The sequence below is a fragment of the Streptomyces sp. NPDC050732 genome (genome assembly GCF_040654255.1).
Lineage (GTDB): Bacteria > Actinomycetota > Actinomycetes > Streptomycetales > Streptomycetaceae > Streptomyces.
Genome location: NZ_JBFAHP010000047.1, coordinates 37,416 through 62,729, shown reverse-complemented (window position 1 = coordinate 62,729; position 25,314 = coordinate 37,416). Strand labels below are relative to the sequence as shown.

20 protein-coding genes are annotated in these 25,314 nt (G+C 70.8%); 7 read left to right on the top strand and 13 right to left on the bottom strand.

Annotated features, from left to right (window positions below; genetic code table 11):
* Positions 1-127: 127 nt before the first annotated feature.
* Together AB0H82_RS32620 and AB0H82_RS32615 are read right to left on the bottom strand one after the other, a co-directional pair.
* Entirely contained in the window at positions 128-1,219 is a 1,092-nt protein-coding gene (locus AB0H82_RS32620) for a branched-chain amino acid aminotransferase (protein WP_362999119.1), read from the bottom strand.
* 257 nt (positions 1,220-1,476) lie between these two features.
* Positions 1,477-2,526 (bottom strand): 3-isopropylmalate dehydrogenase, encoded by a 1,050-nt coding sequence (locus AB0H82_RS32615; protein WP_362999118.1) that lies wholly within the window; start codon positions 2,524-2,526, stop codon positions 1,477-1,479.
* Positions 2,527-2,666: 140 nt separating this feature from the next.
* On the opposite strand from AB0H82_RS32615, the gene AB0H82_RS32610 reads away from it, so the two are divergent.
* On the top strand, positions 2,667-4,259 hold the full coding sequence (locus AB0H82_RS32610) for a metallophosphoesterase family protein (protein WP_362999117.1): 1,593 nt from the start codon (positions 2,667-2,669) through the stop codon (positions 4,257-4,259).
* Positions 4,260-4,269: 10 nt separating this feature from the next.
* Here the strand turns inward: AB0H82_RS32610 and AB0H82_RS32605 are convergent, their stop codons facing one another.
* Both AB0H82_RS32605 and AB0H82_RS32600 read right to left on the bottom strand, forming a co-directional pair.
* The gene (locus tag AB0H82_RS32605; RefSeq protein ID WP_362999116.1) at positions 4,270-4,398 is read right to left on the bottom strand and encodes a hypothetical protein; all 129 of its coding nucleotides are present in this window, start codon (positions 4,396-4,398) and stop codon (positions 4,270-4,272) included.
* 234 nt (positions 4,399-4,632) lie between these two features.
* Positions 4,633-5,565 carry a LysR family transcriptional regulator gene (locus AB0H82_RS32600; RefSeq protein ID WP_362999125.1) on the bottom strand — a complete coding sequence of 311 codons (933 nt, stop codon included), beginning with the start codon at positions 5,563-5,565 and terminating at the stop codon, positions 4,633-4,635.
* Between the two features lie 98 nt (positions 5,566-5,663).
* On the opposite strand from AB0H82_RS32600, the gene AB0H82_RS32595 reads away from it, so the two are divergent.
* Positions 5,664-6,656, top strand: a complete 993-nt coding sequence (locus AB0H82_RS32595; RefSeq protein ID WP_362999115.1) for an NADP-dependent oxidoreductase — start codon at positions 5,664-5,666, stop codon at positions 6,654-6,656.
* 55 nt (positions 6,657-6,711) lie between these two features.
* A complete protein-coding gene (locus AB0H82_RS32590; protein ID WP_362999114.1) occupies positions 6,712-7,419 on the top strand; it encodes a nitroreductase family protein in 708 nt (235 codons plus the stop codon).
* Here AB0H82_RS32590 and AB0H82_RS32585 read toward each other — a convergent pair.
* Positions 7,398-8,516, bottom strand: a complete 1,119-nt coding sequence (locus tag AB0H82_RS32585; RefSeq protein WP_362999113.1) for an alkene reductase — start codon at positions 8,514-8,516, stop codon at positions 7,398-7,400. The two genes, AB0H82_RS32590 and AB0H82_RS32585, sit on opposite strands and share 22 nt — an antisense overlap.
* Before the next feature lie 122 nt (positions 8,517-8,638).
* Here AB0H82_RS32585 and bla point away from each other — a divergent pair, with 122 nt between their 5' ends.
* A complete protein-coding gene (gene bla / locus AB0H82_RS32580; RefSeq protein ID WP_362999112.1) occupies positions 8,639-9,529 on the top strand; it encodes a class A beta-lactamase in 891 nt (296 codons plus the stop codon).
* An 87-nt stretch (positions 9,530-9,616) separates the two neighbouring features.
* On the opposite strand, the gene pruA is transcribed toward bla, so the two are convergent.
* Together pruA and AB0H82_RS32570 are read right to left on the bottom strand one after the other, a co-directional pair.
* Positions 9,617-11,248, bottom strand: coding sequence for an L-glutamate gamma-semialdehyde dehydrogenase (gene pruA, locus AB0H82_RS32575; RefSeq protein ID WP_362999111.1), 1,632 nt, complete (start codon positions 11,246-11,248; stop codon positions 9,617-9,619).
* A gap of 53 nt (positions 11,249-11,301) precedes the next feature.
* Complete coding sequence (locus AB0H82_RS32570) at positions 11,302-12,228, bottom strand: proline dehydrogenase family protein (protein ID WP_362999110.1); 927 nt, start codon at positions 12,226-12,228, stop codon at positions 11,302-11,304.
* 193 nt (positions 12,229-12,421) lie between these two features.
* On the opposite strand from AB0H82_RS32570, the gene AB0H82_RS32565 reads away from it, so the two are divergent.
* The gene (locus AB0H82_RS32565; protein ID WP_362999124.1) at positions 12,422-13,591 is read left to right on the top strand and encodes a helix-turn-helix domain-containing protein; all 1,170 of its coding nucleotides are present in this window, start codon (positions 12,422-12,424) and stop codon (positions 13,589-13,591) included.
* A gap of 93 nt (positions 13,592-13,684) precedes the next feature.
* On the top strand, positions 13,685-14,032 hold the full coding sequence (locus tag AB0H82_RS32560) for a hypothetical protein (protein WP_362999109.1): 348 nt from the start codon (positions 13,685-13,687) through the stop codon (positions 14,030-14,032).
* 99 nt (positions 14,033-14,131) lie between these two features.
* Here the strand turns inward: AB0H82_RS32560 and serA are convergent, their stop codons facing one another.
* The 6 genes from serA to AB0H82_RS32530 form a co-directional block, all read right to left on the bottom strand.
* The gene (serA, locus tag AB0H82_RS32555; protein ID WP_362999108.1) at positions 14,132-15,736 is read right to left on the bottom strand and encodes a phosphoglycerate dehydrogenase; all 1,605 of its coding nucleotides are present in this window, start codon (positions 15,734-15,736) and stop codon (positions 14,132-14,134) included.
* A gap of 227 nt (positions 15,737-15,963) precedes the next feature.
* Entirely contained in the window at positions 15,964-16,965 is a 1,002-nt protein-coding gene (gene ilvC, locus AB0H82_RS32550; RefSeq protein WP_127909881.1) for a ketol-acid reductoisomerase, read from the bottom strand.
* Positions 16,966-17,069: 104 nt separating this feature from the next.
* On the bottom strand, positions 17,070-17,597 hold the full coding sequence (gene ilvN / locus AB0H82_RS32545; RefSeq protein ID WP_030785263.1) for an acetolactate synthase small subunit: 528 nt from the start codon (positions 17,595-17,597) through the stop codon (positions 17,070-17,072).
* A 29-nt stretch (positions 17,598-17,626) separates the two neighbouring features.
* Positions 17,627-19,474, bottom strand: a complete 1,848-nt coding sequence (locus tag AB0H82_RS32540) for an acetolactate synthase large subunit (protein WP_362999107.1) — start codon at positions 19,472-19,474, stop codon at positions 17,627-17,629.
* A gap of 233 nt (positions 19,475-19,707) precedes the next feature.
* Complete coding sequence (locus AB0H82_RS32535) at positions 19,708-22,752, bottom strand: EAL domain-containing protein (RefSeq protein WP_362999106.1); 3,045 nt, start codon at positions 22,750-22,752, stop codon at positions 19,708-19,710.
* A gap of 386 nt (positions 22,753-23,138) precedes the next feature.
* Positions 23,139-24,092, bottom strand: coding sequence for a 2-hydroxyacid dehydrogenase (locus tag AB0H82_RS32530; RefSeq protein ID WP_362999105.1), 954 nt, complete (start codon positions 24,090-24,092; stop codon positions 23,139-23,141).
* Between the two features lie 116 nt (positions 24,093-24,208).
* Here AB0H82_RS32530 and AB0H82_RS32525 point away from each other — a divergent pair, with 116 nt between their 5' ends.
* Positions 24,209-25,237 (top strand): aldo/keto reductase, encoded by a 1,029-nt coding sequence (locus AB0H82_RS32525; RefSeq protein ID WP_362999123.1) that lies wholly within the window; start codon positions 24,209-24,211, stop codon positions 25,235-25,237.
* Positions 25,238-25,314: the final 77 nt, after the last annotated feature.

Genomic DNA, 25,314 nt, shown 5'->3' with positions numbered 1-25,314 from the left:
CACAACACACCCCCACCACCCAAACCCCTATTGGGACCAAATGTACTGGTTTTAACACGTGTGCAATACCTAAAACGCCCCCCCCCCCCCCCCCCCGGCGCGGGGCCACGTGGTGACGGTCAAGCCCTCAGCCGAGGTTGTGCATCCAGCCGTGCTGATCCGCCACCGTCCCGCGCTGCACATCCAGCAGCGCCTCACGGAGCTTCATCGTGACCTCGCCCGGCTCGCCGCCGCTCTGCTGCCACTCGCCCGAGTTGCACTTCACCGTGCCGACGGGCGTGATGACGGCCGCCGTGCCGCAGGCGAAGACCTCGGTGAGGGAGCCGTTCTCCGTGTCGGTCTTCCACTGGTCGATGGAGACGCGGCCCTCCTCCGAGGTGTAGCCGAGGTCGCGGGCGACCGCGAGGAGCGAGTCGCGGGTGATGCCGGCGAGCAGGGACCCGGTCAGGGCGGGGGTGACGATCTTGTCGCCGTACACGAAGTACAGGTTCATGCCGCCCAGTTCCTCGACCCACTTGTGCTCGACGGCGTCGAGGTAGGCCACCTGGTCGCAGCCCTTCGCCGCGGCCTCGGCCTGCGCGAGCAGCGACGCGGCGTAGTTGCCGCCGGTCTTGGCGTCGCCCATGCCGCCGGGGACGGCGCGCACGCGGTCCTCGGAGAGCCAGATGGAGACGGGCTGCACGCCGCCGGGGAAGTAGGCGCCCGCGGGCGAGGCGATGACGACGAAGAGGTACTCGTTGGCGGGCTTCACACCCAGGCCGACCTCGGTGGCGATCATGAAGGGGCGCAGGTAGAGGGACTCCTCGCCGCCGTGCGCCGGAACCCACGCCTTGTCCTGCTTGACCAGCACGTCGCACGCCTCGATGAACGTCTCGACCGGCAGCTCCGGCATCGCGAGGCGGTGCGCGGAGGCCTGGAAGCGGCGGGCGTTGGCGTCGGGGCGGAACATGGCCACCGAGCCGTCGGGCTGCCGGTAGGCCTTCAGGCCCTCGAAGATCTCCTGGGCGTAGTGCAGGACGTTCGTCGCCGGGTCGAGGGCGAGCGGGCCGTACGGCACGAGCTGGCCGTCGTGCCAGCCGCGCCCTTCCGTCCACTTGATCGTCACCATGTGATCGGTGAAGTGGCGGCCGAACCCGGGGTTGGCCAGGATCGCCTCGCGCTCCGCGGTGGCCAGCGGCGTCGAGGTGGGCTTGAGCTCGATGGTCGGCGTCGTCGTCATGAGTACTTCGTCCTTCACGTGTGATGGTGACGGACCGCGCTCACATCCGAACGCCCAGTACTAGGACGTCCGAGTTTCCCTGCTGCTTCCACGGCCCCACGTTCGATTATCGCTCGCGGGGTCCCCAGGGAGAAACGGCACGATTGCGGCCCGGGGGTCGATGGTGACACCCGGGGGCCGGATACGAGAAGCCGCCGGGTGCCTCTGGGACCCGGCGGCTGCTGCGTGATCTTCTGTGTGATCTACGAGCTACCGGGTCAGCCCGCTACTCGTACGGCGAGCGCGTCGCCGATCTGCTCGGTGGTGCGGACGGTGGTCCCGCGCTCCGCGAGGTCGGCGGAGACGGCTTCCTCGATGCGGGCGGCCTCCGCCTCGTACCCGAGGTGGCGCAGCAGCAGCGCGACGGAGAGGACCGTGGCCGACGGGTCGGCCTTGCCCTGGCCCGCGATGTCCGGCGCCGAGCCGTGCACCGGCTCGAACATGGACGGGAACTCGCGGCTCGGGTTGATGTTGCCGGAGGCGGCGACGCCGATGCCGCCGGAGACGGCCGCGGCGAGGTCGGTGATGATGTCGCCGAAGAGGTTGTCGGTGACGATCACGTCGAAGCGGCCGGGGTCGGTGACGAGGTAGATCGTCGCGGCGTCGACGTGGATGTAGTCGGTGGTGACGTCCGGGAACTCCTCGGCCACCCGGTTGAAGACGTTGGTCCAGAGGTGCCCCGCGTACGCGAGGACGTTGTTCTTGTGGACCAGCGTCAGCTTCTTGCGCGGGCGGGCCTGCGCGCGGGCGAAGGCGTCACGGACCACGCGCTCCACGCCGAAGGCCGTGTTGACGGAGACCTCGGTGGCGACCTCGTGCGGCGTGCCGGTGCGGATCGAGCCGCCGTTGCCCGTGTAGGGGCCCTCGGTGCCCTCGCGGACGACGATGAAGTCGATCTCGGGCTGGCCGGCGAGCGGGGTGGCGACGCCGGGCAGCAGCTTCGAGGGCCGCAGGTTGACGTGGTGGTCGAAGAGGAACCGGAGCTTCAGCAGGAAGCCGCGCTCCAGGACGCCGGACGGGACCGAGGGGTCGCCGATCGCGCCGAGGAGGATCGCGTCGTGCTGCTTGAGGGCTTCCACGTCGGCGTCGGTGAGGGTCTCACCGGTGGCGTGGTACCGCCTCGCGCCGAAGTCGAACTCCTTCGTCTCCAGCTTCACATCCTGCGGAAGCACGGCGTTGAGGACCTTGAGCCCCTGGGCCACGACCTCTTGGCCGATGCCGTCTCCGGGGATGACTGCGAGATTGATGCTGCGAGAACTGGCCGACATACGAGCACCGTACTCTTCGTCCCAGGGGATGACATGCGGTGTCCGGCATACGGACAGCCCGCGAGCGCGGCACCTCGTGGTCGGATGCTGTTCATCCCGGCGTAGGGCGGGAGTTGGGCCCCACTGGGAAGTTCCCAGGCATGGACACTCCCCACGTCGGCATTCCGGAGCGGCTCGCGGCCCGGATGAGCATGCCCGAACAGCACGCGTACCTGCGCGGGAAGTTCTCCCGCCGCAGGGTGCTTGCCGGTTCGTTCGCGACGGCCGGGGCGGTGGGCGGGGCGGGCCTGCTCGCCGGCAGTTCGGGTACGGCCAACGGCTCGGGCACGTCGCCGGCGCATCCCGTGAGCGCGCCGCCCGCCCCGGTCCGGGTGGACGGGAAGCTGGTGGCGCCCTTCGGCAGGCACCTCGCCTTCGGCGCCGACCCGAAGACGCAGATGCGGGTCTCCTGGCAGGTGCCGTTCGCGGTCAAGTCCCCCTACATACGCGTGGGTCCAAGGCCCTGGGAGCTGAGCCGGAAGATCGAGGCGGAGGTGCGCGACCTGCACACCCCGTCGCTCTCGAAGAAGCTGCCCGTGGTCGAGCAGTACTACCTGCACGCGGCGCTCGACGGCCTCGCCCCCGGCACGACGTACTACTACGGCGTCGGCCACGACGGCTTCGACCCGGCATCGCCCGAGCGGATGGCGACGATCGGCTCCTTCAGGACCGCGCCCGCCGAGCCGGAGAAGTTCGTCTTCACGGCCTTCGGCGACCAGGGCGTCAGCTACCACGCCCTCGCCAACGACCAGGTGATCCTGGGCCAGAACCCGTCGTTCCACCTGCACGCGGGCGACATCTGCTACGCGGACACCACCGGGCACGGCAAGGAGTCCGACACCTACGACGCCCGCGTGTGGGACACCTTCCTCGCCCAGACGGAGTCCGTCGCGAAGTCCGTGCCGTGGATGGTGACCACCGGCAACCACGACATGGAGGCGTGGTACTCGCCGAACGGCTACGGCGGCCAGTACGCCCGCTGGTCGCTCCCGGAGAACGGCTTCGACCCGAGGAACGCGCCGGGCGTCTACTCCTTCACGTACGGGAACGTCGGCGTCGTCGCACTGGACGCCAACGACGTCTCGTACGAGATACCCGCCAACAGGGGCTACACGGACGGCCGGCAGACCGCCTGGCTCGACAAGCGCCTGCGCGACCTGCGCGCCGACGAGGCCGTCGACTTCGTGGTGGTCTTCTTCCACCACTGCATGTACTCGACGTCGACGCACGCCTCCGACGGCGGAGTGCGCGACGCATGGCTGAAGCTGTTCACGAAGCACCAGGTGGACCTGGTCGTCAACGGCCACAACCACGTCTACGAACGCACCGACGCCATCAAGGGCGGCGAGGTCGGCAGGCCCGTGCCGGTCGGCGCGTCGACCGATCCGACGCGCGACGGCATCGTGTACGTCACCGCGGGCGGCGCGGGCAAGGACCTCTACGGCTTCGGCCCAGGGGTCGAGGACAGCTACGAGGGCAACGTCCACGATCACGAGCGCATCGTGAGCTTCCACTGGACGAAGTCGCGCGTGCCCGACCCGGACACCGTGGAGTGGTCCCGGGTGCGCTACACCGGCTTCTCGTTCCTCGCGGTGGAGGTGACGGCCGGGGCGCGCCCGAGGATGTCGGTCTCCGCGCTCGCCGAGAGCGGCGAGCGCATCGACCACTTCGAGGTGGTGCGGGGGACTCGGTGACCCGGCGGGCTCAGTGGCCCGTCTCGCCGCCGTTGTCCCTGCGGTCGAGGGCCCGCTGGAGGGCGGCGGCGGCGTTCCTGCGCTCGGCGTCGCTGGTGCGGGAGGTGTGACGGACTCGGCGGACGGTCGTCTCGGCCATGGGAGATCCACTCCTTGAGGGAAGGGTGTATTCGTACGAGACTCCCCCACTGCCTAATGGGCGTGGGGGGACCCCCAAGCGGGGAGCGGCGGAGCGGCAGGGTTCGCCTGCGTGGGGCTCCGGCTCACGACCGCATTCGCTTGATCGAGCGAGACGTTCGGCTCCTACAAAGCTAAGCGAGGACGGAGCGCCTGTCTCCACAATTACTCGGGCTTCCTACTATCTGAGACGGGTTCACCCGCGTACCGCTCTCAGCTCGCGGATCAGCGCCCGCACGGGAAGGGAAGAGGCCAGCTCAGGGGTGGTGACATAGCCGATCGAGCGCGTCGGGCGCTCCGTTCCGAGATCAGTGATCCGTACTGTGTCCGGCGCTCCGGTCAGGGACAGGGCCGGCATGATCGCCATGCCGTGACCGTTGCTCACCATCGAGAGCACCGCTCCGTCATCCTCGGTCAGGACGGTCGCCGCGGGGATCCAGTCCTGCCGGCGCCACCACTCCCTCGTGTACGAGCCACAGTTCTCGTGCCAGTCCACCAGCGGCAGCGAGCGCGGGTCGGGGTGCCCCGCCGGGTGCACGAACGAGTACGCCTCTTCCAGGAGTACGTCACCGACGAGCCCGGCGGGCACCGGCGAGCTCCCTCCCAGCGTCGCGATTCCCACATCCGCACGCCCCGCGGCGACCTCCCCCGCCGTGCCCGCGCCCAGCTCCCGCACCACCCGGACCTCCGGCCTGATGCCGGGATGCGCGGCGGCGAGCCGGTCCAGTGCCGCCGGAAGGAGATGCAGGGCGGCGCTCCGGAACGCGGCGATCCGCAGCGTCCCCCCGACGGCCCCTTCGCCACCCCGCGCCGCGCCCCGCGCCTCCGCGACGAGCGTGTCGAGGAGCCGCAGCACCCGCCGCGCGTACGCGGCCGCGGCGGCTCCCGCCGGCGTCGGCGTCGCCCCCTTCCTGCCCCGCTCGAACAGCACGACCCCGACCTTCCGTTCCGTACCACGGATGGAGTGCGACACCGCGGACTGGGTGAGCCCCAGTTCCTGCGCCGCCGCCGAGAATCCACGCGTCCGGTCGACGGCGACGAGAATGCGGAGCTCGTGCGGGGCGAGGTCGGCGGGCAGGGCGGCGGTGGCACGGGCGGTCGCCGGGGGCCGGGTGGCGGGCGCTGTCAGGGGGCTCACCTGCTTCTATGAGGGACCCTCATGGTCCGGGCCGTTCCATGAGCGCAACCCACTGCCCCGCCCCCGCATTCCTGCCTACGGTCACCGACATGACCGACACCGTGCTCACCGTGCACCAGACCGCCCGCCCCCACGGCTTCCCCACCGCCGCCCACTTCGCCTTCGTGGAGTCCGCGCTCCCCCGGCCCGCCCCCGGCACCGCCCTGGTCGAGAACCTCTACTGGTCCGTCGACCCGTACCACCGCGAGATGATGGACGGCGACTTCGCGCTCCACGCCCCGCTGGAGGGCCGCACCATCGGCCGCGTCGTCGAGTCCCGCGACCCCGCGCTCGACGAGGGCGAGATCGTCCTCCACCGGCAGGGCTGGCGCACGCACGCCGTGGTGGCACCGGACGAGGTGCGGCGGCTGCCCGCCTTCGAGGGCGTGCCGCTCTCCGCGTATCTGAGCATCCTCGGCGGCACGGGCCTGACCGCGTACGTCGGCCTGACCCGCATCGCCGAACTGCGCGAGGGACAGGACCTGTTCGTCTCCGCGGCGGCGGGCGGCGTGGGCACGGCGACCGGACGCCTCGCCCGGCTCATGGGCGCGGGACGGCTCGTCGGCAGCGCGGGCACCGCGGCGAAGGCGGCGTACCTGACCGGACACGTCGGCTACGACGAGGTCTTCGACCACCGCGCGGGGCCGACCGCCGACCTCCTCGCCAAGGCGGCGCCCGACGGCATCGACCTGTACGTCGACAACGTGGGCGGCGAACACCTGGAGGCGGCGATCTCCTCGCTGCGCGCGTACGGCCGGATCGTACGGATCGGCACGATCTCCCAGTACAACGCGACGGGCGCGCCGTACGCGCTGCGCAACCTCCCCGACATCGTCGAGAAGAGCCTGCGCATGGAGGGCTTCCTCGTCCGTGACTACCCGCATCTCCAGGAGGAGCTGTACGAGTTCGTGGTGCCGCACCTGCAGAGCGGCCGGGTACGGCTCGACGAGACGGTGGTGGAGGGCTTCGACCGGATCGTGGACGCGTTCCTGGGGATGCTGCGGGGCGAGAACCTCGGCAAGATGATCGTCCGCGCGAGCTGACCGCAATTGGTCTGCACCATGGCGTGGAGGCCGCTCCCCGACGCAGAATCGGACCATGCCTGAGACCGAGCAGCAGCAAGCGTGGACCCCGATCCACGGCGAGCCCTACCGCTCCGTGCCCTATCGGCCCGAGCGCATGCCCGAGTCGGAATCCCTGGCGCACGCCGCCGAGTTGAGGGCGCGGATGCGGGAGCGACGGACAGTGCGGCAGTTCGCTCCGGACCCCGTGCCCACGCAGGTCGTGCGGGACGCCATCGCGTGCGCGGCGACGGCACCGTCCGGCGCGCACCAGCAGCCGTGGACGTTCGTCCTCGTCCAGGACCCGGAGATACGCCGCCGCATCCGCGAGGCCGCCGAGCACGAGGAGCAGATCTCGTACGACGGCCGCCTCGGCGAGGAGTGGCTCGCGGCCCTCCGCCCCCTCGGCACCGACGAGGTGAAGCCGCACCTGACGGACGCGCCCGCCCTGATCGTCGTCTTCCAGCAGCGGTACTGGCTGGGCGAGGACGGCACCAAGCACAAGCACTACTACGTCGACGAATCGGTCGGCATCGCGGTCGGCATGCTGCTGTCCGCGCTCCATCTGTCGGGCCTCGCCGCGCTGATCCACACGCCGAGCCCGATGCGGTTCCTGTCCCAGGTGCTCGGCCGGCCCGAGAACGAGAAGGCGTTTGCGGTGATCCCCGTGGGCTATCCGGCGCCGGACTGCCGGGTCCCCGATCTCGTACGCAAGTCCCTGGATCAGGTGCTCGTGGAGGTCTGAGCGGTCAGCGGCCGGTCCGCCAGGGCGGGGTAGTCGGTGTAGCCCTCGGCGCCCTCTCCGTAGAGGAGGGTCTTGTCGATCTCCTGGAGGGGCGCGCCGGTCGCGAAGCGCTCCGGCAGGTCGGGGTTGGCGATGAACCCGCGCCCGTACGACACGAGGTCGGCGAGGCCCGACGCGAGGAGGGCCTCGCCCGCATCGCGGGTGGTCGGATCGCCGTTCTCGCCGACGTTGGCGATCAGCGTGCCGTGCCAGCGGGGGCGCAGGTCCGCGAGGGCCGGGTAGTCGTCGTTGTCGGTGAGGTGGAGGTAGGCGAGGCCCAGGCCGCCGAGCTCGTCGAGCAGCGCGCGGTAGACGGGCCCGGGGTCGGCCTCCACCATGCCGAACTGCGGGTTGCCCGGCGAGAGCCGCAGGCCGAGCCGTTCGGCGCCGATGGCGTCGGCGACGGCGCGCACCACCTCGACGGCGAAGCGGATGCGGTCGGCGACCGAGCCCCGGCCGTACTCGTCGTCACGGAGGTTGGTGTTGTCCGCGAGGAACTGGTGGATCAAGTAGCTGTTGGCACCGTGCAGTTCGACCCCGTCGAAGCCCGCCTCGACGGCGTTGCGGGCGGCGTCCGCGAAGTCCCTGACGGCGGTGCGGATGTCGTCCCGGGTCATCTCGCGGGGTGTGACCGGGTCGGCCTTGCCGCCGGGCACGTGCACGCGCTCCGGGTCCACCAGCACGGCGGACGGCGCGGCGGGGGCGTCCCCGTCGACGCGGGACAGGGGGTGTCCGTGGCGGCCGCCGTGCATCAACTGGGCGTAGATCCGGCCGCCTTCGGCGTGCACGGCGTCGGTGACGCGCCGCCAGGCAGTGATGTGCGCGGCCGTCTCAAGACCCGGGTAGCGCCAGCCGCTCTGGCCCCGGCTACTGGGCCAGATGCCCTCGGTGACGATGAGGCCGGCGCTCGCGCGCTGGGCGTAGTAGTCGGCGACGACCGGGAGCGGGGTGCCGTCGGCCGTCGCCCGGAGGCGTGTCATGGGGGCCATGACCATGCGGTTGGGGAGGAGGCCGAGGGGGCCGGCGGAGTGGGGCGCGAGAAGCGTGGTGTTCGTCATGCCGGAACGGTAGGAGTTGACACCGGTGTGAGGTTCAAGTGCGCAGGCCCGCCGGCCGGGGGGCGGCGGGCCGGTCCCGAACCCCTGGCCCGGCGCCGCAGCGGGCCGGTACCTTCTCGATCATGAACGTGACTCCCTCCCGCAGGACCGTCCTCGGTGCCGCCGCCGCGGCCCCCGTCTTCCTCTCCGTCCCCGGCACCGCGCACGCGGCACCCGCCGCGGAGGCCCGGCGGCGCCTGCGCGAACTGGAGAAGGGCTACCCCGGCCGCATAGGCCTGCACGCCCTGAACACCGGGACCGGCGCCACCCTCGGCCACCGCGCCGACGAGCGGTTCGCGATCGCCTCGACGTTCAAGGTCCTGGCCGCCGCGGCGATCCTGCGCAAGGCGCGCGAGGAGGAGCCCGGCCTGCTCGACACGGTGATCCGGTACGGCCGCGACGACCTGGTCACCCACTCGCCGCGGTGCGAGATGCACCTCGCGACGGGCATGACGGTCCGGGAGCTGTGCGACGCGACCGTGACGTACAGCGACAACGCGGCGGGCAACTTCCTGCTGCGGCGGCTCGGCGGCCCGTCCGGCATCACCCGCTTCGCCCGCTCCCTCGGCGACTCCCGCACCCGCCTCGACCGCTGGGAGACCGATCTCAACACCAACATCCCGGGGGACCCGCGCGACACGACGACCCCGGCGGCGATGACCGCGAACCTGCGCGCGCTCGTCCTCGGCGACGCCCTCGACCCGCGGGACCGCGACCAGCTCGTCCGGTGGCTCGTGGAGAACACCACCGGCGACGCCCGCATCCGCGCCGGGCTCCCCGAGGGCTGGCGGGTCGGCGACAAGACCGGCTCCCCCGCGTACGGCGGGGTCAACGACGTCGCCGTGGCCTGGCCCCCGAAGGGCGGCGCCCCGCTGGTCATCTCCGTCTACACGACCCGCCTGGACCCGGACACCCCCGGCGAGGACCGCATCGCCGCCGACATGACCCGCATCGCCGTGGACACCCTCACCTGACCCCGGACATGACACCGCCTCCGACCGGGGTGGGGCCCAGGTCGGAGGCGGGGTTCAGGGGCGGGCCGCACGGGCCCGCGGCGGGCGTCAGCCCATGTGCGGGTAGCCGTACTCGGTCGGCGGGACCAGCGTCTCCTTGATGGCGCGGGTCAGCGTCCACCGCTGGAGGTTCTGCGGGGCACCGGCCTTGTCGTTGGTGCCGGAGGCACGGCCGCCGCCGAAGGGCTGCTGGCCGACGACGGCGCCGGTCGACTTGTCGTTGATGTAGAAGTTGCCCGCGGCGTAGCGGAGCTTCTCCATCGTGTACGCGGCCGCCGCGCGGTCGTTCGCGATGACCGATCCGGTGAGCGCGTAGTCCGAGACCGACTCCATCTGGGTCAGCATCTCGTCGTACTTGTCGTCCTCGTAGACGTGGACGGCCAGGATCGGGCCGAAGTACTCGGTCGTGAAGACCTCGTTGGCCGGGTCCGAGCACTCGACGACGGTCGGGCGCACGAAGTAGCCGACGGAGTCGTCGTAGGTGCCGCCCGCGACGATCGTGCAGGAGTCGTCCGCCTTGGCGCGGTCGATGGCCGCCTTGTTCTTGGCGAACGCGCGCTCGTCGATGACCGCGCCGATGAAGTTCGACAGGTCGGTGACGTCACCCATCTTGATGCCGTCGACCTCGGCCGCGAACTCCTCCTTGAAACCGGAGTTCCAGATCGAGGCGGGGATGTAGGCGCGCGAGGAGGCGGAGCACTTCTGGCCCTGGAACTCGAAGGAGCCGCGGGTCAGCGCGGTCTTCAGGATCGCGCGGTCGGCGCTGGGGTGCGCGACGACGAAGTCCTTGCCGCCGGTCTCGCCGACGAGGCGCGGGTAGGTGCGGTACTTCGCGATGTTCTCGCCGACCGTCTTCCACAGGTACTGGAAGGTCGGGGTCGAGCCGGTGAAGTGGATGCCGGCCAGGTCGCGGTGGTTGAGGGCGACCTCGGAGACGGCGATGCCGTCACCGGTGACGAGGTTGATGACGCCCTTGGGCAGGCCCGCCTCCTCCAGGAGCTGCATGAGCAGCACGGCGGCGTGCGTCTGCGTCGGGGACGGCTTCCACACGACCACGTTGCCCATCAGGGCCGGGGCGGTCGGGAGGTTGCCCGCGATGGCCGTGAAGTTGAACGGCGTGATCGCGTAGACGAAGCCCTCCAGCGGGCGGTGGTCCAGGCGGTTCCAGACGCCGGTGGCGTTCGCCGGGGGCTGCTCGGCGAGCAGGTCACGGGCGTACTTCACGTTGAAGCGCCAGAAGTCGACGAGCTCGCACGGGGTGTCGATCTCGGCCTGCTGCGCGGTCTTCGACTGGCCGAGCATCGTGGAGGCGGCCAGGGTCTCGCGCCACGTCGTGGAGAGCAGCTCGGCGGCGCGCAGGATGATCGCGGCACGGTCGTCGAAGGACATCGCGCGCCACGCCGGGGCGGCGGCGAGGGCGGCGTCGATCGCGTCCTGGGCATCCTGCTGGGTGGCGCCGCGGCCGGTGCCGATGACGGCCTTGTGGTTGTGCGGCTGCACGACCTGGAAGGGCTCGCCGCCACCGAGGCGCTTGACGCCGCCGATGGTCATCGGCAGCTCGATCGGGTTGTCGGCCAGCTCCTTGAGCTTGGCCTCAAGGCGGGCGCGCTCCGGGGAGCCGGGGGCGTAGCCGTGCACCGGCTCGTTGACCGGGGCCGGGACCTGGGTGACAGCGTCCATGAGTTCCGTATCTCCTTTGAGAGGGTCGAGGGGGTGGGAGCTCAGCCCTTGGTTCAGTCCTTGGTGAGGATGGAGCGGGCGAAGAAGAGGAGGTTCGCCGGCTTCTCCGCGAGACGGCGCATGAAATAGCCGTACCAGTCGGTGCCGTATGCGGTGTACACCCGCATCCGGTGGCCTTCGGCGGCGAGCCGCAGGTGCTCGTCGCTGCGGATGCCGTACAGCATCTGGAATTCGTACTCGTCCAGTTTGCGCCCGGCACGCCGCGCGAGCTCCTGCGCGATCGAGATCAGGCGCGGGTCGTGGGACCCGATCATCGGGTACCCCTTGCCCTCCATCAGGGTACGCAGGATGCGGACGTAGGCCTTGTCGGTCTCCGCCTTGTCCTGGTAGGCGACCTCGGCGGGCTCCTTGTAGGCGCCCTTCACGATGCGGACGCGGCTGCCGTTCTCGGCGAGGCGCCGGGCGTCGGCCTCGGTGCGGAAGAGGTAGGCCTGGATGACGCAGCCGGTCTGCGGGAAGTCCTTGCGCAGCTCGTCGTGGATGGCGAACATCGAGTCGAGGGTGGTGTGGTCCTCGGCGTCCAGGGTGACCGTGGTGCCGATGGCCGCGGCGGCCTCCACGACGGGGCGCACATTGGCGAGGGCGAGCTCGTGGCCGCCCTCCAGCGCCTGGCCGAACATCGACAGCTTCACGGACATCTCGGCCTTCGTCCCGAGGCCCAGGTCCTTCAGCCGGCCGATGAGCTCCAGGTAGGCGTCGCGGGCGGCGTGCGACTGCTCGACGGTGGTGATGTCCTCGCCCACCACGTCGAGGGTCACCTCCAGGCCCTTGTCGGCAGCGTCGACGATGATCGGGACCACCTGGTCGACGGTCTCACCGGCGATGAACCGGGAGACGACCTGCTTGGTGCCGGGGGCCGCCGATACAAAACGGCGCATCTTGTCGCTGCGCGACGCGGCGAGGATCACGGGACCCAGCACGGGGCACCTCCACGGGTGTACGAAATCGAGGGCCATACCGACAAAACCCTCGATGGAGGGAATGCGGCGGTACGGCACGGAGAACCACCGTGAAATTTAGGGATACACCGGATCGTGAACCATCGACAGCTGTCACGCATCCGTGCCCTGGATCTCAGACAGATGTCTGAAGAAAGCGGTGGCCTGCGCGAGAATGGTCATCGTGAAGGGCGACTACCAAGAACTGGTCGACGAGATCTCGGCGCTGCTCGGCGCTCCCGCGACCCTGGAGAACCGGGATTTCGAGCTGATCGCCTTCGGCGCGCACGACGGCGGCGGCGACAGCGGCTTCGACGCGTCCGTCCTCGACCCGGTCAGGACCCGCTCGATCCTGACCCGCCGGTCCACGGCCGAGGTCCGCTCCTGGTTCGAGGGCTTCGGCATCACCCGCGCCACCGCCCCGGTCCGCATCCCGCCCACCCCGGCGGCGGGCGTCCACCGGGGCCGGATCTGCCTTCCCGTACGCCACCGGGGCTTCGCCCTCGGATACGTCTGGCTGCTCGACGACGATCCCGGCCCGGGCGAGCAGCAGCTGGCCGCCGCCATGGAGGTGGCCGCCAGGATCGGTGCGCTGCTCGCCGACGAGGCGCAGGCGGGCGCCGACCTCACCCGGGAGTTCCGGGCGGTCCTGACGGCCGAGCGGGGCTGGCAGCGCGACATGGCGGTGGCCTCGCTGCGCACGGCGCTCGGCTCGCGCGGCGACGGCCTGCACGCGGTGGTGTGCGTCGCCCCGTGGCGCTCCGCGGACCCGGACGACGCCCCCGCCGCCCGTACGGTGCCGGGCGCGGCGGCGGTGTGCACGGTGCCGTGGGGCACGACCGCGCAGTCCCTGGCGGCGCTGGTGCGGCTGCGCTCGGCCGACGCGCTGTCGCCCGCGCACACGGCGGCGTCGCGTCTGCTGGATTCGGCGCCGGGTGCGGCGGCCGGCATCGCGGGGGCCCGGCACGGTCTGGAGGATCTGGGTGCCGCCTGGTGGGAGGCGTCGGGGGCGGCGCGGGCGGCGCTGGCCGAGCGGCGCTTCGGCCCGGTCGCGCAGTGGTCGGACGTCGGCCCGTACCGCCTGCTGACCGCGCTGCCCCCGGAGGCGGCGCACGACCCCGTGGGCCGCCAGCTCCTCTCCCCCACCCACCGTGAACTGGCCCGGACCGCCGAGGTGTTCCTCGACTGCGCGGGCCAGGCGGGGCGCGCGGCCGCCGAGTTGGGCATCCACCGCCAGACCCTCTACTACCGCCTGTCGCGCGTGGAGCAGCTCACCGGCCTCGACCTGGACGACGGCGAGGACCGTCTGCTGCTGCACATGGTCCTGAAGTCGTCACGGCTGTAAGCGGCAGGTAACGAACGCCCGATTCCGTGATCTTGCAGGGGTACGGTTTTCCCCGTCCGAAAATCACCCTCCACACGGGAGAACGAACACCTCATGAAGCTCAGGCTGTTGGCCTCCGCCGTCGCCGTCTCCGCCATCGCGCTCTCCGGCACCGTCCTCACCACGGGCACCGCCGCGGCCGCCACGAGGCCGGACTGCTCCCGTGGCCTCACCAACGTCCCCGCCAAGGAGACGGTGAAGGTCCGCACCACGCCGAAGGTGAACGGCCACGCGGTCGGTCAGCTGAACAAGGGCCGCAAGGCGTTCCTCTGCAACGACGGCCAGTCCTTCACCGGCCAGTCGTACCGCCTCTGCGGCAAGAGCAGCAACAAGTGGCTGTACGTCATGCCGAACAACGCCAACATCAAGGGCTACGTTCCGGCCACCTGCATCGACTGGTAACCCTGCCCTACTGGTAACCCCTGCCCCACTGAACGCCGAACGGGCTGGAGCTCCATCTCTCCAGCCCGTCCGGCGTTTCGCGTTTCCTGGTCGGTTTTCCTAGTCCGTGAGGTTCACCGCGCGGGCGGACTCCGCGCCGATCTCCTCCGCCAGCTCGTTCAGCACCGGCTGCGGCACCGTGTCGTCGACGGTGAGGACGGCGAGGGCCTCGCCACCGACGTCGGCGCGGGCGACCTGCATGCCCGCGATGTTGATGCCCGCCTCGCCGAGGACGCGGCCGACGGTGCCGACGACGCCGGGACGGTCGGCGTACCGCAGGACGACCATGTGGTCGGCGAGCGCCAGGTCCACGTCGTACTCGCCGATGGCGACGATCTTCTGCAGGTGCTTCGGTCCGGCCAGCGTGCCGGAGACGGCGATCTCCTCGCCGCCGGAGAGCGTGCCGCGCACCGTGACCACGTTCCGGTGGTCGGGCGACTCGGAGCTCGTGGTCAGCCGGACCTCGACACCGCGCTCCTGCGCGAACAGCGGCGCGTTCACATAGCTCACGGTCTCGTCGACGACGTCCTCGAACACGCCCTTCAGCGCGGACAGTTCGAGCACCTTCACGTCGTGCTGGGTGATCTCGCCGTACACCTCGACGTCGAGGCGGGCCGCGACCTCGCCCGCGAGGGCGGTGAAGATCCGGCCGAGCTTCTCGGCGAGCGGCAGGCCGGGGCGCACGTCCTCGGCGATGACACCGCCCTGCACGTTCACCGCGTCGGGCACGAGCTCGCCGGCGAGGGCGAGGCGCACCGACTTGGCGACGGCGATGCCGGCCTTCTCCTGCGCCTCGTCCGTGGAGGCGCCGAGGTGCGGGGTGCAGACGACCTGGTCGAACTGGAAGAGCGGGGAGTCCGTGCAGGGCTCCTTCGCGTACACGTCCAGGCCGGCGCCGGCGACGCGGCCCTCCTTGAGGGCGGAGTGCAGCGCTTCCTCGTCGACGATGCCGCCGCGCGCGGCGTTGACGATGCGGACGGTCGGCTTGACCTTGTGCAGCGCCTCGTCACCGATGAGGCCGAGGGTCTCGGGCGTCTTGGGCAGGTGCACGGTGATGAAGTCGGAGACCTCAAGCAGCTCGTCGAGCGACAGGACCTTGACGCCCATCTGGGCGGCGCGCGCGGGCTGCACGTACGGGTCGTAGGCGACGACCTTCATGCCGAAGGCGCTCATGCGCTGGGCGACGAGGGCACCGATGCGGCCGAGGCCGACGACGCCGAGGGTCTTCTCGGCGAGCTCGACGCCGGTGTACTTGGAGCGCTTCCACTCGCCGTTCTTGAGGGCGGCGTTGGCCTGGGGGATGTTGCGCGCGGTGGCCAGGAGCAGGCCGCAGGCGAGCTCGGCGGCGGTGACGATGTTGGACGTCGGGGCGTTGACGACCATCACGCCGGCCTTGGTGGCGGCGGACACGTCCACGTTGTCCAGGCCGACGCCGGCGCGGGCGACGACCTTCAGCTTCTTGGCCGCGGCGATGGCCTCGGCGTCGACCTTGGTCGCGGAGCGGACCAGGATCGCGTCGACATCGGCGATGGCGGGCAGCAACTCGGCGCGGTCCGCGCCGTTGCACTGGCGGATCTCGAAGTCCGGGCCCAGCGCGTCGACGGTGGCGGGCGACAGCTCTTCAGCGATGAGTACGACGGGTTTGCCGGTGGCAGCAGTGCTCACGTGAGTCCTCACAAGTCCATTGCGGACGGCCGTCCCGACGGCCGCAGGCGGTGGAGGGTGCTAGCCGCGTGGAAGACGCACGACGCTGTGGGCCCGACGCGAATGTTGAACAGAAGCATAGTGGCGCCGAACGGATCAGCATGCGCCTCTACGGAAGGATCACCCGTCCGTGGCTGGACAGGGTGGACAAGGGCCGGGGCAACTGCCCCGGCCCTCACCCGTACGACTTACGCGTCGTCGTCGTTGACCCAGCTCATGAGCTTGCGGAGCTCCTTGCCGGTGGTTTCCAGGAGGTGGTTCTCGTCCTGGGTCTTGTACTCGTTGTACTTCTTCAGGCCGCCGTGGTACTCGTCCATCCACTGCTTGGCGAACGTGCCGTCCTGGATCTCCGCGAGGACCTTCTTCATCTCGGCCTTGGTGGCGTCCGTGATGATCCGCGGGCCGGTGATGTAGTCGCCCCACTCGGCGGTCTCGGAGACGGACCAGCGCATCTTCTCCAGGCCGCCCTCGTACATGAGGTCCACGATCAGCTTCAGCTCGTGGAGGCACTCGAAGTACGCGATCTCCGGCTGGTAGCCCGCCTCGGTCAGGGTCTCGAAGCCCGCCTTGACCAGCGCGGCGGTGCCGCCGCAGAGCACGGCCTGCTCGCCGAACAGGTCGGTCTCGGTCTCCTCGGTGAAGGTCGTCTTGATGACGCCCGCACGCGTGCCGCCGATGCCCTTGGCGTACGAGAGCGCCAGCGGGAAGCCGTTGCCGGTGGCGTCCTGCTCGACGGCCGCGATACACGGAACGCCGCGACCCTCCTCGTACTGGCGGCGGACCAGGTGGCCCGGACCCTTGGGGGCGACCATGCAGACGTCGACGCCCTCGGGGGCCTTGATGAAGCCGAAGCGGATGTTCAGGCCGTGGCCGAAGAACAGCGCGTCGCCGTCCTTGAGGTTGTCCTTGATGGACTCCTCGTAGACCTGGGCCTGGATGGGGTCCGGCACCAGGATCATGATGACGTCGGCCTCGGCCGCCGCCTCCGACGGGGTGACGACGCGCAGGCCCTGCTCCTCGGCCTTGGCCTTGGACTTGGAGCCCTCGTGCAGACCGACGCGGACGTCGACACCCGAGTCACGGAGCGACAGCGCGTGGGCGTGGCCCTGGCTGCCGTAGCCGATGACCGCGACCTTGCGGCCCTGGATGATGGACAGGTCGGCGTCGTCGTCGTAGAACAGCTCGGCCACTGGGAATCTCCTATGTGTGCTGGTGTTGCGTCCCACCGTACGGCGGGTTCGGTGAGGGAAGTTCAGGGGTCTCGGTATCCGAGAGGGGTATCGAGGGTCCCGGGTCAGGCGCTGCGGTCGAGCGCCCGCAGACTGCGGTCGGTGATGGAGCGGGAGCCGCGGCCGATCGCGATGGTGCCGGACTGGACGAGCTCCTTGATGCCGAAGGGCTCCAGCATCTTGAGCATGGCCTCCAGCTTGTCGCTGCTGCCGGTGGCCTCGATGGTGACGGCCTCCGGGGAGACGTCCACGGTCTTGGCGCGGAACAGCTGGACGATCTCGACGATCTGGGAGCGGGTCTCGTTGTCGGCGCGGACCTTCGCGAGGACGAGTTCGCGGGCCACGGCGGCGCCCGGCTCCAGCTCGACGATCTTCAGGACGTTGACGAGCTTGTTGAGCTGCTTGGTGACCTGTTCGAGCGGCAGGTCCTCGACGTTCACCACGATGGTGATGCGGGAGATGTCGGGGTGCTCCGTGACGCCCACGGCGAGCGAGTCGATGTTGAAGCCGCGGCGCGAGAACAGGGCGGTGATCCGTGCGAGGACGCCGGGCTTGTTCTCGACCAGGACGGAGAGCGTGTGCTTGGTGGACATGGCGCGTGGTCTCTCTTTCGCTCTCGGTCTCAGTCGTCTTCGTTGTCGCCGAAGTCGGGGCGGACCCCGCGGGCGGCCATGACCTCGTCGTTCGAGGTGCCGGCGGCGACCATCGGCCAGACCTGGGCGTCCTCGTGGACGATGAAGTCGACGACGACCGGGCGGTCGTTGATGGCGTTCGCCTCCGCGATGACCTTGTCGAGGTCCTCGGGGCGCTCGCAGCGCAGCGCCACACAGCCCATGGCCTCCGACAGCTTCACGAAGTCGGGGACGCGGGTGCCCTTGTTGGGGCCGATGTCCTCGGGACCGCTGTGCAGGACGGTGTTGGAGTAACGCTGGTTGTAGAACAGGGTCTGCCACTGGCGGACCATCCCGAGGGCGCCGTTGTTGATGATGGCGACCTTGATCGGGATGTTGTTCAGGGCGCAGGTGGTGAGCTCCTGATTGGTCATCTGGAAGCAGCCGTCGCCGTCGATCGCCCAGACCGTGCGGTCGGGCCGGCCGGCCTTGGCGCCCATCGCGGCCGGGACCGCGTAGCCCATCGTCCCGGCGCCGCCGGAGTTGAGCCAGGTGGCGGGCTTCTCGTACTGGATGAAGTGCGCGGCCCACATCTGGTGCTGGCCGACGCCCGCCGCGAAGATCGTGCCTTCCGGAGCGAGTTGGCCGACGCGCTCGATGACGTGCTGCGGGGAGAGCGAGCCGTCCTCGGGCTGGGTGTAGCCGAGGGGGTAGGTGTCGCGCCAGCGGTTCAGGTCGCTCCACCAGGCGGTGTAGTCACCCTTGTGGCCCTCGGTGTGCTCGGTCTGGACGGCCTGGACGAGGTCGGCGATGACCTCGCGGGCGTCGCCGACGATCGGCACGTCGGCGGCGCGGTTCTTGCCGATCTCGGCCGGGTCGATGTCGGCGTGGACGATCTTCGCGAACGGGGCGAAGCTGTCCAGCTTGCCGGTGACGCGGTCGTCGAAGCGGGCTCCGAGGGCGACGATCAGGTCGGCCTTCTGCAGCGCGGTGACGGCGGTGACCGCACCGTGCATGCCCGGCATTCCCACGTGCAGCGGGTGGCTGTCGGGGAATGCGCCGAGCGCCATCAGTGTGGTGGTGACGGGCGCTCCGGTGAGCTCTGCCAGAACCTTCAGCTCCGCGGTGGCCTGCGCCTTGATGACGCCGCCGCCGACGTAGAGGACGGGTCGCTTGGCGCCGGTGATCAGCTTGGCGGCCTCGCGGATCTGCTTGGCGTGCGGCTTGGTCACCGGGCGGTAGCCGGGCAGGTCCTGCTGCGGCGGCCAGGAGAACGTCGTCTGCGCCTGGAGGGCGTCCTTGGCGATGTCCACGAGGACGGGGCCCGGGCGCCCGGTGGAGGCGATGTGGAAGGCCTCGGCGATGGTGCGCGGGATGTCCTCGGCCTGGGTGACCAGGAAGTTGTGCTTGGTGATCGGCATCGTGATGCCGACGATGTCCGCCTCCTGGAAGGCGTCCGTGCCGATGGCCTTGGAGGCCACCTGGCCGGTGATCGCGACCATCGGGACGGAGTCCATGTGGGCGTCGGCGATCGGGGTGACCAGGTTGGTGGCGCCGGGGCCGCTCGTCGCCATGCAGACGCCGACCTTGCCGGTGGCCTGCGCGTATCCGGTGGCCGCGTGGCCCGCGCCCTGCTCGTGCCGCACCAGGACGTGCCGCACCCGGGTGGAGTCCATCATCGGGTCGTAGGCCGGGAGGATGGCTCCGCCGGGGATGCCGAACACCGTGTCGGCCCCGACTTCCTCAAGAGAACGAATCAGGGACTGCGCACCCGTGACGTGTTCGACGGGGGCGGACTGCTGTCCTGAGGATCGGGGCCGCGGCTGCGGATGGTGGGCCCCGGTGGCCTGCTCGGTCATCGGCATTCTCTTCTCGAAGCTGAGGGTTTTTGCGGGGTGTTTGCGGGGGTTTGGCAGGTGCCAGTGCAACAAAAAACCCCTCGTGCCGTGAGGCAAGCGAGGGGAGCGCGCCGGGTGCGGTCGCTGGATTCCGGTGTTCGGACCGGTCAGTCCCAGCTTCAGCCGACGCGCTTTCCAAGTACGAGAATTCGGGTGCGCATGGCATTGACCCTCCCCCCGGCACGCATGGTGTGTCAAGTAGGTGGGACGGGGGTCTCATCATGTGAACGGGCATAGGGCGAGGGGCCGCTCGCGTACGCCGCCGGGGAGCCGCCCACGTACGTCCCCGCGGGCCCGCCCGCGTACGGCCCGGAGGAGCCGCCCGCATACGCCCCCGCGGGTCCGCCCGCGTAGCTCGCCGACGGCACGCCGCCGTACGTCACCGGACGGCCGCCCGCGAGCACCGGCTCGGCCGGGCCGTGCGGCACCGGATACTCGCCGATGGAGAGCGCCCGGCGCAGCCGGTACTCGTCGAGGGGCCCGGAGAACGCCATCCCCTGGCCGTGCGTGCAGCCCATCGCGCGCAGGGCGACCACCTGCTCGGGCAGGTCGACGCCGTCGGCCACGGAGACGAGCCCCAGGTCGTTCGCGATGCGCAGCAGACCGGAGGTGATCTTGTGCAGCCGGGCGGACTCGACGACACCCTCGATCAGGCCGCGGTCCAGCTTCAGTACGTCGATGGGGAGCCGGCGCAGTGCGGTGATCGCGGCATAGCCACTGCCGAAGCCGTCGAGCGCGATGCGTACGCCGAGCCTGCGCAGGGCCGCGAGGCGGCGCTCCAGGTCGTCGAGCGAGACGCGGGGGTCGCTGTCGGCGAGCTCGATGACGAGCGCGCCGGAGGGCAGGCCGTGCCGGGTCAGGAGCGCCTCGATGGAGCCCATGGGCATGGACCGGTCCAGCAGGCGGCGCGCGCTCATCCGGACGGCGACGGGCACCGCGTGGCCGCTCCGGCCGCGCTCGGCGGCCTGCTCGACGGCTTCTTCGAGCATCCAGCGGCCCAGCTCGGCCGCCCTGCCGCCGTCCTCGCCCTTCTTCTCGGACACGCGCAGGAATTCGGCGGGCGTGAAGAGGATGCCCTGCGCCGAGCGCCAGCGCGCCTGGGCCGCGACCGACGTGATCCGGCCGTCGTCGAGCCGGACCACGGGCTGATGCAGCAGCGCGAACTCGCCCTCGTGCAGCGCGGCGCGCAGCCGGGTGGCGAGCTGCGCCTTGCGGACGACGTCGGCCTGCATCTGGGGCGCGTACAGCTCGACGCGGTTCTTGCCCCCGGCCTTGGCGCGGTACATCGCCAGGTCGGCGTTGCGGAGGAGCTCTCCGGCGCCGATGCCCGGTTCGGCGAAGGCCACGCCGATGGACGCCGCTACGCGCACGTCGTTGCCGTCGATGGCGTAGGGCTGGGACAGGGTGATTCTCAGCCGGTCGGCGAGTTCGTAGATGTGCCGTTCTCTGGCGGCCTGGTCTCTGGTCCCGTCGCCGACGATGAGGGCCGCGAACTCATCGCCGCCGAGCCGGGAGGCGGTGTCGCCCGAACGCACCGCCTCCTGAAGTCTGCGCGCGGCCTGGATGAGGAGCTCGTCCCCGGCCTGGTGTCCGATGGTGTCGTTGACGGCCTTGAAGCCGTCGAGGTCGATGAAGAGGACGGCCGTGCCGCGGTCGGTCACTCTGCGGCCGGCCAGTGCCTGGCCCACGCGGCGGGTGAACAGGGCGCGGTTGGGCAGGTCGGTGAGCGGGTCGTGCTCGGCGTTGTGCTGCAACTGTGCCTGGAGGCGGACCCGTTCGGTGACGTCTCTGCTGTTGAAGATGAGGCCGCCCTGGTGGCGGTTGACGGTGGACTCCACGTTCAGCCAGTCGCCGTCGCCGGACTTGAAGCGGCACTCGATGCGGGTGGTGGGCTCCTCGACGGGGTTGGCGGCGAGGAATCTGCGGACCTCGTGGACGACCCGGCCCAGGTCCTCGGGGTGCATGAGCGAGGCCAGTTCGGAACCGACGAGCTCTTCGGCGTCGCGGCCGTAGACCCCGGCGGCGGCCGGGCTCACGTACCGCAGGATGCCGTTCGGCGCGGCGATCATGATGACGTCGCTGGAGCCCTGGACCAGGGACCTGAAGTGGTTCTCCTTCTGGGCCAGTTCCTGGGTGAGCGTGATGTTGTCAAGGAGCATGATGCCCTGGCGGACCACGAGCGCGAGCACCACGGTGCCCGCGGTGAGCAGCACGACGCGGTCGACACTGCGGCCGTTCAGTACGTTGTAGAGGATTCCCAACGTGCAGACGGCGGCGGCCAGATAAGGAGTGAGGGCGGCCAGCGATCCGGCGATCGGGCGGGTCGCGGCGGCCCGCGGCTCCTCGGGGCCGCTGTCGTACTGCACGCGTGCGTGGCCCGTCCCGCGCGCGCCGTGCACGTGCCAGGGGGCGGCCCATGGGGCGTACGCGAGGAGCAGCGAGCCCGCGAACCAGCCGGCGTCCAGCATCTGGCCGGAGCGGTAACTGGCGTGCAGCAGCGGCGAGGTGAAGAGCGCGTCGCACATCACGGTCAGGGCGAGCGCGCCGATCGCGGTGTTCACCGCCGTGCGGTTGGCCGAGGACCGTCTGAAGTGCAGGGCCAGTACCATGCTGACCAGCGCGATGTCGAGAAGCGGGTAGGCGAGGGAGAGCGCGGCGTACGCGACGCTCCGGCCCTCGAACTGCGCGGTGTGGGCGAGGGCGAGGCTCCAGGAGAGCGTGAGGAGCGAGCCCCCGATCAGCCAGGAGTCGAGGGCCAGGCAGCCCCAGCCCGCCTTGGTCATCGGACGCTTGGCGAGCACGAGCAGTCCGATGATGGCGGGTGGGGCGAAGCAGAGGAAGAACAGGTCGGCGAGGCCCGGACTGGGCACGGGCCGCTCCAGTACGACCTCGTACCAGCCCCAGACGCCGTTGCCGAAGGCTGCCATCGCGGAGGAGAGCGCGAAGAGCAGCCATGCGGGTCGAAAGCGGCTGCGGCGCGTGCGGGAGTAGCGGAAGCAGGAGATCGCGGCCGCCGCCGCCGCGAGGCTCAGCCCGAAGTCGCCCATGATCAGGGCGAGTCGCTCCGATCCCCAGCCGAGCGCCGAGCCCACGGCGTACGCCCCGCAGAGCAGCAGGAGCACCAGCTGGGAGAAGAGTCCACGGCCCCCGGGCAGCGGGCGCCTGACCAGCGGCACCCTGTGCGGCAGCGCCGCCACGCCCCCGTCGAGGACGGGCGTCGGGGTCGGGCGGGCACTCACCGGGCCGCCCTGGTCCGTGCGGCCCCCGTGTCCGCCCGGCGCGCGCGTCGGCCGGGCCGACAGGGGCGCTGGTGCGTGCGGCGACGGCCGCTCGTGCGGTTCCCGGCTCGCCTGCGTCTGCGGGCCGGTGTGCGGCAGAGTCGCCGGCTGCGGTCCCGCCACGTCGGATCGTTCGCCCATAGGCCGTGCATCGCCCGTCGCCCCCCTCGCAGTCTGATGTCTCGTCCCCGGCGCCGAACGGTCCACGGCGCATCCCCTGTCGGGACGATACACCAGACTCGTCACTCAGGGACATAGCTCCTCTACGCTCCGTGACTGTCGGCGGGGAAGCGAACACGGGGCGCACGCAGACGGGCGCGGAGCGTACGCAAAGCGCTCCCGGGCGATCAACTGCCCGTTGTCAGCACCACGTTGTCAAGGGGCTGTCCGGCGACGAACTTGGTCAGTTGGGCGGCGAGCAGTCGTCGGGCGCGGGGCCCGAACGCCGAGGTGGAGCCGCCCACGTGCGGGCTGATCAGTGCTCCTGGAGCGTGCCACAGGGGGTGGCCTGCGGGCAGGGGTTCCGGATCGGTCACGTCGAGGGCGGCGGTGAGGCGGCCGGACTCCAGTTCCGCGAGGAGCGCCTTGGTGTCGACCACGGGTCCGCGGGCGACGTTCACGAGCAGCGCGCCGTCCTTCATGCGGGCCAGGAAGTCGGCGCCGACCAGCCCTCTCGTGGTCTCGGAGAGCGGCGTCGAGAGGATGACGACGTCCGCGTCGGGCAACAGGGAGGGCAGGTCGGCGAGCGGATGCACGGGGCCGCGCTCCGTGGCACGGGCAGAGCGCGCGACGCGCGCCACCCGCGCGCATTCGAAGGGGGCGAGCCTGTCCTCGATGGCGGAACCGATCGATCCGTAACCCACGATGAGCACGGACCTGTCGGCGAGCGCCGGATAGAACCCGGACCGCCACTCCTCCTGCCGCTGCTCCTCCACGAAGCGTGGGATCCCCCGCAGCGAGGCGAGCGTCAGGGCGAGCGCGAGCTCCGCGGTGCTGGCCTCATGCACACCACGGGCGTTGCACAGCCGCACGCCGGACGCGAGGAACGGGATCCCCGGCTCCACGTGGTCGATGCCCGCGGTCAGGGTCTGTACGACGCGTAGGGACGTCATCGCGGACAGGGGGCGTACGGCGATCTCGGTGCCCGTCATGTAGGGCACCACATAGAAAGCGCAGTCGGCCGGGTCCGCGGGGAACTCCGGGCCGCCGTCCCAGAACCGGTAGTCGAGTCCCGCCTCGGAGGCCTCGGGAAGCCCTTGGACCTCGTGCGCTGCAAACGGAAGCCATACGTCTGTCGTCATGGCCAGGAGGCTAGTGCGCGTCGGTGCGGGTCGCCCTGGGAGGGCAGCGGTCGGGGTCGCGGCGACAGCGGTTAGTTTTGATGATCTCCGAACGAGGAGTGGGAGGGTACGTCCAGGTGGAGCGCAGGACGATCGGCGCGGGGGCGCTCGAAGTGGGCGCCGTCGGACTCGGCTGCATGCCGATGAGCTGGGCGTACACCGGCTCGCGGCAGCGCGGCGACGCGTCGGTGCGCACTGTGCACGCCGCATTGGACGCCGTCGGCGCGGCCGGTGGCGGTGGGGGGCTGCTGCTGGACACGGCCGACATGTACGGGCCGTTCACCAATGAGCTGCTGATCGGCAGGGTGCTGAAGGAGCGGCGCGCGGAGGCGTTCGTGTCGACGAAGTGCGGGCTGCTCGTGGGCGAGCAGCACATCGTCGCCAACGGCCGCCCCGGCTATGTGAAACGGGCCTGCGACGCGTCGCTGCGGCGGCTGCAGACGGAGACCATCGACCTCTATCAGCTGCACCGGGCCGACCCCGAGGTACCCATCGAGGAGACCTGGGGCGCGATGGCCGAGCTGGTCGCCGCGGGGAAGGTGCGGGCGCTGGGGCTGTGCGCCGTGGGGGCGCGCGCTCAGCGGCGTGCGGCGCCGGGGCGTCCGGGGCGGGGGCTGCACGACGCGACGATCCGGCAGTTGGAGCGGGTGCAGCAGGTCTTTCCGGTGAGCGCGGTGCAGGCCGAGCTTTCGGTGTGGTCACCGGAGGCGCTGGACGCGCTGCTGCCGTGGTGTGTGGACCGCGGGATAGGGCTGCTCGCGGCGATGCCGCTGGGGAACGGTTTCCTCACGGGCACGCTGAAGCCCGGCCAGGGCTTCGAACCGGACGACCTGCGGGCCCGGCACCCGCGCTTCACCGCCGAAATGATGGCGGCCAACCAGCCGCTGGTGGTGGGGTTGCGTCGGGTGGCGGAGCGGCACGGGGCGACGCCCGCGCAGGTCGCGCTGGCGTGGGTGCTCGCGCAGGGCCGGCACGTGGTGCCCATTCCCGGTGCCAAGCGGGAGCGCTGGGCGGTGGAGAACGCCGGGGCGGCCGCGGTGCGGCTGACGGAGGCGGACCTGGCGGAGATCGCGGCGCTGCCGCCCGCGCTGGGGTCGTGGGACTGAGTTCGGGAACCTGAGGGGCGCGAGCGGTGTATGAACAGGAGAAGCGCTGCGTCGAAGGGATCTGATCGTGCGACGAC

Coding starts and splice junctions, on each gene's coding strand:
- AB0H82_RS32595 (WP_362999115.1), top strand. CDS start 5,664: ATGACCGACACCGTGCTCACCGTGCACCAGACCGCCCGCCCCCACGGC.
- AB0H82_RS32560 (WP_362999109.1), top strand. CDS start 13,685: ATGAAGCTCAGGCTGTTGGCCTCCGCCGTCGCCGTCTCCGCCATCGCG.
- AB0H82_RS32585 (WP_362999113.1), bottom strand. CDS start 8,516: ATGACGAACACCACGCTTCTCGCGCCCCACTCCGCCGGCCCCCTCGGC.
- AB0H82_RS32540 (WP_362999107.1), bottom strand. CDS start 19,474: ATGACCGAGCAGGCCACCGGGGCCCACCATCCGCAGCCGCGGCCCCGA.
- AB0H82_RS32565 (WP_362999124.1), top strand. CDS start 12,422: ATGGTCATCGTGAAGGGCGACTACCAAGAACTGGTCGACGAGATCTCG.
- pruA (WP_362999111.1), bottom strand. CDS start 11,248: ATGGACGCTGTCACCCAGGTCCCGGCCCCGGTCAACGAGCCGGTGCAC.
- AB0H82_RS32530 (WP_362999105.1), bottom strand. CDS start 24,092: ATGACGACAGACGTATGGCTTCCGTTTGCAGCGCACGAGGTCCAAGGG.
- AB0H82_RS32605 (WP_362999116.1), bottom strand. CDS start 4,398: ATGGCCGAGACGACCGTCCGCCGAGTCCGTCACACCTCCCGCACCAGC.
- AB0H82_RS32590 (WP_362999114.1), top strand. CDS start 6,712: ATGCCTGAGACCGAGCAGCAGCAAGCGTGGACCCCGATCCACGGCGAG.
- AB0H82_RS32610 (WP_362999117.1), top strand. CDS start 2,667: ATGGACACTCCCCACGTCGGCATTCCGGAGCGGCTCGCGGCCCGGATG.
- AB0H82_RS32620 (WP_362999119.1), bottom strand. CDS start 1,219: ATGACGACGACGCCGACCATCGAGCTCAAGCCCACCTCGACGCCGCTG.
- AB0H82_RS32615 (WP_362999118.1), bottom strand. CDS start 2,526: ATGTCGGCCAGTTCTCGCAGCATCAATCTCGCAGTCATCCCCGGAGAC.
- ilvN (WP_030785263.1), bottom strand. CDS start 17,597: ATGTCCACCAAGCACACGCTCTCCGTCCTGGTCGAGAACAAGCCCGGC.
- bla (WP_362999112.1), top strand. CDS start 8,639: ATGAACGTGACTCCCTCCCGCAGGACCGTCCTCGGTGCCGCCGCCGCG.